At 41.8% G+C, this 7,547-nt stretch carries 6 protein-coding genes; 4 read left to right on the top strand and 2 right to left on the bottom strand.

Going from position 1 to position 7,547, the window contains the following annotated elements; translation table 11 throughout:
* Positions 1-205 precede the first annotated feature (205 nt).
* From RMY64_RS33640 to recR, 4 genes are all read left to right on the top strand, one after another.
* Positions 206-592: a type II toxin-antitoxin system RelE/ParE family toxin gene (locus RMY64_RS33640; RefSeq protein ID WP_322675400.1), complete on the top strand. Its 387-nt coding sequence runs from the start codon at positions 206-208 to the stop codon at positions 590-592.
* The gene (locus tag RMY64_RS33635) at positions 585-1,109 is read left to right on the top strand and encodes a helix-turn-helix domain-containing protein (RefSeq protein ID WP_322675401.1); all 525 of its coding nucleotides are present in this window, start codon (positions 585-587) and stop codon (positions 1,107-1,109) included. The genes RMY64_RS33640 and RMY64_RS33635 overlap by 8 nt, the downstream gene beginning before the upstream one ends.
* The gene (locus RMY64_RS33630; RefSeq protein ID WP_322675402.1) at positions 1,106-2,770 is read left to right on the top strand and encodes a KGGVGR-motif variant AAA ATPase; all 1,665 of its coding nucleotides are present in this window, start codon (positions 1,106-1,108) and stop codon (positions 2,768-2,770) included. Before RMY64_RS33635 ends, RMY64_RS33630 begins: the two co-directional genes overlap by 4 nt.
* Positions 2,771-2,960: 190 nt before the next feature.
* A complete protein-coding gene (recR, locus tag RMY64_RS33625; RefSeq protein ID WP_322638705.1) occupies positions 2,961-3,518 on the top strand; it encodes a recombination mediator RecR in 558 nt (185 codons plus the stop codon).
* 35 nt (positions 3,519-3,553) lie between these two features.
* Here recR and RMY64_RS33620 read toward each other — a convergent pair whose 3' ends face one another.
* A complete protein-coding gene (locus tag RMY64_RS33620; RefSeq protein ID WP_322702312.1) occupies positions 3,554-4,126 on the bottom strand; it encodes a 2OG-Fe(II) oxygenase in 573 nt (190 codons plus the stop codon).
* 98 nt (positions 4,127-4,224) lie between these two features.
* The gene (locus tag RMY64_RS33615) at positions 4,225-7,467 is read right to left on the bottom strand and encodes a PAS domain-containing protein (RefSeq protein WP_322702311.1); all 3,243 of its coding nucleotides are present in this window, start codon (positions 7,465-7,467) and stop codon (positions 4,225-4,227) included.
* Positions 7,468-7,547: the final 80 nt, after the last annotated feature.

Genomic DNA, 7,547 nt, shown 5'->3' with positions numbered 1-7,547 from the left:
TTCCTTGTTTTCCCTGAATTCACTTCTTGGCAACCTTGTCAATGCGTAAGTCCTACTTATGTATCTGGGACTTTTGCAAGAGGTCTACTGTATAACGACTGAACTCACCGACAATCAAGCCAACCGAATTTTTAAGTTGATAATATTGTAATATCGATTAATATTCCAAATATGGCATATTAATTCAGGGTGTGAGGAGCCTGTGGTGAGTGAAGAATGGCAGATTATTTACTACCAGGAGGTAGACGGGACTAAACCAGTTGAGGAGTTCTTCAATGATCCTTCGCTCACCAAGGGCGAATCAAAGCAGTTTCAACTGCGCCTGTACTATCTAAAAAACAAAGGATTAGCCTTACTGGTCGAGCGTTCAGATATTTTAGACAAAATAGAGACAGAAAATAATCTTTATGAATTACGTTTAGATAACACTCCTAACAATATCCGTGTCTTTCTGTGTGCTTTACCAGGTAAGCGTCTAATTTTGCTGCACGCTTTTAAGAAGAAAGGTGATAACACTCCAATAAGACAAATTAAGATTGCAGCTAAAAAGCGAGATTTTATAGAAGCAAAGGAGGATAAAACAGATGAGTAATAATCCCCATTTAGGCGGCGATGCTTTAGCTTCCTTAAACAAAATCGTCCAGGACACACCAGAGAACCGTCTAATTGAGCATCAAGAGATTTTCCGGCTTGCCTTAACTCAGGCAATGCGAAATGTACGTAAGCGGCTTGGACTTACTCAGAAAGAAATGGGTGAACGGTTTGGTGTGGGGCAAAGTTGGGTATCCAAATTAGAAGATATCAATAATGATCACACGTTTGACTCCGTACTTGCCTACTTAAATGCTTTAGGCGCAGATTTTGAGGCAGCGATTATTGTAAAAAAGCAACGGGTTGAAATAATTGCAGCAAATCTGACTGTGGATAAGATAGACGTAGAGGCAGCCATCAACGCAATATTTGAAGATGCTGACAACACAGAGCCTGTGCACGAAGTACCAACCCCAGATTTTAACTTAATCTCACCAAAAGAGAGAGAGACATATTCTGAGGCACAGCATGTTCGGCATCGACAAGGAGGTTCTTGGGGGAGGGATAGTGTGGCATGAAGACAATTACTTTTTATTCATATAAAGGTGGTGTTGGTAGAACACTGGCCGCAGCAAATTTTGCACTTTATCTAGCTAAACTGGGTCGAAAAACTGTTTTAGTAGATTTTGATCTTGAAGCACCAGGTTTAGACGCAAAGTTTGCCCAGTTTTCTGGATTTGAATTACCATCTGATCAAAAAGGACTTCTCAATTACATCTTAGATTATCAGCAACAAAATACTGATCCAGGAAGCATTGATCAAATAAGCCTTCAGATACCAATTCCTTCAAAAAAAACTTCACCCTTATGGCTCATTCCAGCAGGGCAGTATCTCTCTGATGAGTATTACAGAAAGCTGACTGAGCTTGACTGGAATTTATTATTTTCTAAAAGACGTGATGGGGTTGCATTTTTTCAACAGTTTCTTGCCAGGATTGAAAAAGAATTGCAGGCAGATTTTGTGATTATAGATTCCCGCACAGGCATTACTGAAATAGCAGGTATTTGTACACAGCAGCTACCTGATGAAGTTGTCATGCTGTCTCCTTTGAGTTCAGAAAGTATCAAAGTAAGCAAGCATATTAAGCAGCTAATTGAGCAAAGTGCAGTAGCTAAAACCCTTGGAAAGTCAATCGAGGTTAAAGTTGTTGTGTCACGCGTACCAAAACCTAAAGATTTAGACAGCTTTAAGCAAAGGTGTTGCCAAATTTTTGAAACAGATGAGACTAAGCTGTTCTTTTTGTTTTCCTGTCCTGAACTAGAACGAGAGGAGTTCTTGGCAATTGCTGATCCTGACAGTAATAAGGAACTAGTAAACAACTATGTGCGATTATTTTATGGATTGGATTTAGAACTTTCTAGTGAAAATATTCGGGCTGAAATTGAGCAAATAGGTAGTCGCTTACTATTTTCATCTTCACTTGAAAAGTTAGAGAAGAATGTTTTAGAGCTAGTTGCACTCTATCCGCATCCAGATGTATATCGTGCTGCTATGCGGTTCTTCCGGTTAAGAGAAAACACAGAAAAATTAAGGTCTTTTGGTTGGGAACTCCTAGAGCTATTACCAACTGATCAAGAAGCACAACAGATTCTTGCAGAAAGCTATTTATCTGAGCGGAAGCTTGATAAACAAGATAAGAAAAAAGCTCTGCGTGTCATAGATCCCTTATGGCAAAGAAAAGAGCTAAAATCAGAACAAGCTGTACGCTATGCAGATATATTGGAAGATTTAGAGGAATACTCTAAAAGTTTCGCAATTATTTTTCCTTTGTGTGATGATGAGAGCCTAGACGCTGATAGCCAAATTCAAGCAAAATTGATTGCAGCTAGAACTGCTTTAAAACTAGGTCAAAGTGAGATTGCAGCTAGATTAATTCCAGATATTCCTCCGAAGCAACTAGGCGGCCCGCTCATATTTTTAGCAATTGAAACTCTTAAAGAGAATGGAGATTATGAAGGCGCCTTGGAGTCTGCCAAGCAGTTTATACGCCGAGAATACAATCCTACGGTTATAGAGCAAGCAGCTCGTTTAGCTTACCAATTAGATCGTGTTAAAGAGCTAGAAGACGTAATACGTTCACTTGCAAAATTCCGTATGTTAAAGGACGAAAGCTTTTATCAAAACTTAAAGGACTGTGGATTATCTGATCTGGCACGTGAATTACAAAAGACATCTTAAACTACTTTGTTATTGGTACTCTTAATATTTTGAGTTTGGATGAGTTAACGCAGTTTTTACACAACTTCTACAATAAACGCCATCCCAAGGAGATGGAAGTACCCGAAAAATGTCATCATAGTTAGAGTGAAAACATTTTGGAGACAAGACAACGGTTTACGCACGCCCTTTAGCACGGTTAATTGAACAATTGCAACGCCTACCGGGAGTTGGCCCCAAAAGTGCCCAACGACTGGCTTTGCATATTTTGAAGCGGCCAGAAGCAGAAGTAGAAGCTTTGGCACAAGCTTTAGTTGAGGCAAAAAAACAGATAGGCTTGTGTTCTGTTTGCTTTCACTTATCTGCTGAACCTGTTTGTGAAATTTGCCGCAATGCCAACCGTGACAATAACACTATCTGTGTTGTTGCAGATCCTCGTGATGTGATTGCATTAGAAAAAACCCGCGAATACAAAGGCAAGTATCACGTTTTGGGCGGGGTGATTTCGCCAATTGATGGAATTGGCCCAGATCAGCTAAATATACTAGCTTTGCAGCGCCGGGTAAGTCAGCAAAAACCTCAAGAGGTAATTCTGGCAATTAGTCCGAGTGTAGAAGGGGAGACAACAACCCTATATATCGGTCAGCTACTGAAACCATTTACTAAGGTGACGCGGATTGCTTTTGGTTTACCTGTAGGTGGCGATTTGGAGTACGCAGATGAAGTTACTTTGGCGAGGGCGTTGGAAGGACGCCGGGAGTTAGATTAAATTTTGTTTATTTTGCTGGTTAATCACTTTCTAGACTATTGACTGTACATAACATCCGATCGCAAGACGTACTTTCGCCCCTGGATAATAGTAGCGCCCTCATGTACTAGTTCGTGGACAAAACACAAAGCCATACCTGTTACTGGAAGCACAGCTAGATTAGATAAATCTTGGTAATATTGAGGAAGATAAAAGCGGGTTTCGCCGCCTTCAAAGCCTTCATTCAGATAAATCATGAAAGTCAATAAACTTTCCTCACCGTTAGTTCGGCGATAAGAACCATCATGGTGAGGTGCAAACCTCTGACCTGGATCGTAGCGATAGAAACGAAAACGCTCATTCAGCCCAACTGGATGCCATCTACCAATGGTGTTGGGGATATAATTTGACACACGCTGCCATAAATCAAAAGCACGCTCTCGGTCATCCAAAATAACGCGCTGATTATTGCGGATGTCGGGACGCATTTCAAAACCTCGGTGGGTAGTAATAGGAGCATCTACATAGCCAATGTTTTCTGTTAAAGTAATATATTCAGCGCATTCTGCTGTCGAAAGAATATTTTCCAGCGTGAAAATTTGGTTGCGAAGCAAATCTTTCTTGGTCATGGTTAAGTCGATTGAGATTTAAGCTTGATGAATAGTGTATTATTTATAACCCAATACAGTTCAGTTGAGCCTAAAATCCAATGAACAGAAATAGAGTTTTAGCGATGATTTTGCCCTAGCAAATCTGCAATTGAGGTTAGTAATTCAATTGGTTGTACTGGTTTGGCAATGTGTTTCTGAAAACCAGCTGCTAAGACTCGATCGCGATCGCTTTCTTTAGCATAGGCGGTAAGAGCGATCGCCGGAATTTCCCCGCCCTCCTCTTTGGGCATGGCTCTAAGCATCTTAATCAAGCTGTAGCCATCCATTTCTGGCATTCCTAAATCACTGATTAATAAATTAGGTACAGCCTGTGCTATAATTTTAAGCGCCTCTTTTACCGATGCTGCGGCAGTTATCAACGCCCCATTCTGTTGTAGCAAGAAGTGCAAAAACTCCCGTGTGTCAAGATCGTCATCAACAATTAAGACCCGTAGTCCACGCAGAACTGACGAGTTAAATTTCTCCCCCGCTCCTCCTGCTTTCTCTGAACCGTCACTTTCCTTCATCACGGGCAGTCTGACAGTAAAAACTGCTCCCTGTCCAATTCCTGGACTGGCTGCTTTTACAGTACCACCATGCAACTCTACTAAGTGACGAACTATTGCTAATCCCAGTCCCAGTCCGCCGAATGTCCTGGTTGTGCTGCTATCAGCTTGACGAAAATATTCAAATACTTGGGGTAGAAACTCTGGGGAAATACCTTGACCTGTATCTTTAACTTGAATTAATGCTGAGGGAGAAGTTAATTCATTACTCAATGATAAGCTGACTTCGACTGAACCACGAGAGGGAGTAAACTTGACTGCGTTCGAGAGTAAATTCCCGACAACTTGCTGTAAGCGATTATAATCGCCTAACACTTTACCAACATTAGGGTCAACCTGTACTTTAATCTGGATAGATTTGGTTTCGGCAATTAACCGGACTGTTTCTAATGCAGCATCAATTACAGCTACTAAGTTAACAGTGGCAAAAGTCAGGTTTAACTTACCGCGAATAATTCGAGAGACATCCAGCAACTCATCAATTAATTGAATCTGCAATTGAGCATTTCTTTCGATGGTTTCTAAAGCACGATTTGTAGTCACTTCATCAAATTTGCGGCTTTTGAGTAGCGATGACCACCCTAAAATCGGGTTGAGGGGCGATCGCAATTCGTGGGAGAGAATTGCGAGAAACTCATCTTTATTTCGGTTTGCCTGTTTGAGTTCCTCTGCTTGTTGCCTAAGTGCTTTTTCTAATTGTTTCCTGGGGGTTAAGTCAAGAATAAAACAGATCCAAGATACGGGATCTCGTTCCACCAAGGCACCACCAATTAGTATCGGAATGCGGGAACCATCCTTGCGGATGTATTCTTTTTCAAAAGGAGTACATATCCCAACTGTTAAAAGTTGTTCTAGCCCCTGCCGATCGAGATCGTGATATTCAGGTGGGGTGATGTGTTTTCTGTATATCTTACCCGCTAAAAGTTCCTCTCGCGTATAACCCACCATTTCTAAAAAAGCCTCGTTCGCCTCAGTAATGTAATCAGGAGTGGCGAACATAATGCCAATAATGTTGGAATCAACTAACCGCCTTAATTGAGTTTCGCGCTGGCGCAAATCATTTTCTACCTGTTTGCGTTGGGTAATATCCTGGGTAGTACCCATCATTCGTACTGGCTTACCCTCGGCATCATAAAAGACGCGACCTTTAGCAGCAATCCAATGAATACTACCATCAGGCCAAAGGGTGCGGTATTCGATGTCACACTCAACATTTTCCTCCAGAGAGCGGGCGATCGCTTCATGAATACAGTGGCGGTCTTCTGGATATACACAGTTGAGGAAAATCTCAAAGCTGATTTCGGCTTCTAGGGACACTCCAAACAGTTGATAACATTTCTCTGTCCAAATTACCTCGTTAGTAGTGATATTCCAAAACCACATACCCAGTTCAGCAGCATTAGTGGCCAACCGAATCCGTTCTTCACTCTCGCGCAGATTTGTTTCAATTTTTTGACGTTCCCAATTAGCAGCTTGCTGTTCGGTAATATCAGTACTCGCACCAACTACCCTAACTACCTGAGCATTTTCATCCCGGACTGCAAACCCCTGATCTACCACCCACAAATAACGGCCATCCTGGTGACGCACGCGATACTCAATCCGATAACGGTTTCCATTGGCCATACTAGCCATGAATTGGTCGTTAACTCTTTGTTGGTCATCGGGGTGGATGCGTTCTTGCCACCACTGGAAAGTAGGTTCTGTTTCTTGTTGGGTGTAGCCAAAAACCTCGGTTAGACCCTGAGTTCTTTCCACAGTATTTCTGCCAATCTCCCAGTCATAGATTAGGCAATTAACCGCCGCCGCTGCTAGCTCAAACCTTTCGTTACTTTGCCGCAAAGAAATTTCTATGTGTCGTCGCTCTGTAATATCAAAAGCGATCCCCAAAAGATATTGCGGCAATCCATCAGCAGTTCTGCTGTGCACAGTGTCATAGCTACAAAACCAGCGCCACTCTCCATTAGCGTGTCGAATTCGGTATTCAAAGCTGAGGACTTCACCCTGATAAGCAGAATTAAATTGTTCCAAATAGCTAGGGAGTCGAGCCAAATCTTCAGGGTGTAGAAGTTGAGTAAATAACTCCTTTCCCATCGCCTGGATTTCTGCTGGTGTATAGCCCCAACCTTGAGCAATTTCGTAATTAACGTAAGAATTTCGCTGCTCAATTAAGTCATAAATGTAGATTATCCCCGGAAGAGTGCCAGCAATTTGTTGAAACAGACGATGACTATCCCACAGTATTTGAAATTCATCTGCATTAAATCGTTGAGTATCTTGTTCGCAATTACAATCTTCCTCTGATTGAGCGTGCTTAGATTCCGTAATATCCGAAAAAGTTGTCACGATCGCATACAGATTGCTTCCTTCAGTTTGAAACAGAGGTTGCGAGGATAACAATAGCCAGACTAGCTCACCATTTGGCTTATAAAAGCCACACACCACATTTAAACAAGGTTTACCTGTATTTTGAGTAACGCTCGTAGGGTGAGCTTTACTGAGTAAAGGAGAGCCATCTTCATGAATAAATTGCCACTTGGGATCGAGCAAATTTTGCCCCACAAGCTGTTGGGCGGTCAGTCCCAAAATGCGATCGCTAGCGGCATTGCAAGCCTGGATAGTGCCATCAGGCAAGTGAAGCACCATTCCTTCTTCTTGACTGGCTACTAGCGAAGATTTTGCCTTTTTACTAACTTGCCGATGCAGCAGCTTGTGATTAGCCAGCTGGTTGTAAAACTTTTCCGCGTCTGGCATTCTAAAAAGTGAAATAATTTTAAAGTTAATCTTAGATTGAGCGACTCATATTTACATAAATTTTAAGGCAATTTCTTCCA

Source organism: Nostoc sp. DedQUE08 (genome assembly GCF_034530895.1).
Lineage (GTDB): Bacteria > Cyanobacteriota > Cyanobacteriia > Cyanobacteriales > Nostocaceae > Nostoc.
This window is presented reverse-complemented; position numbering and strand designations above follow the sequence as displayed.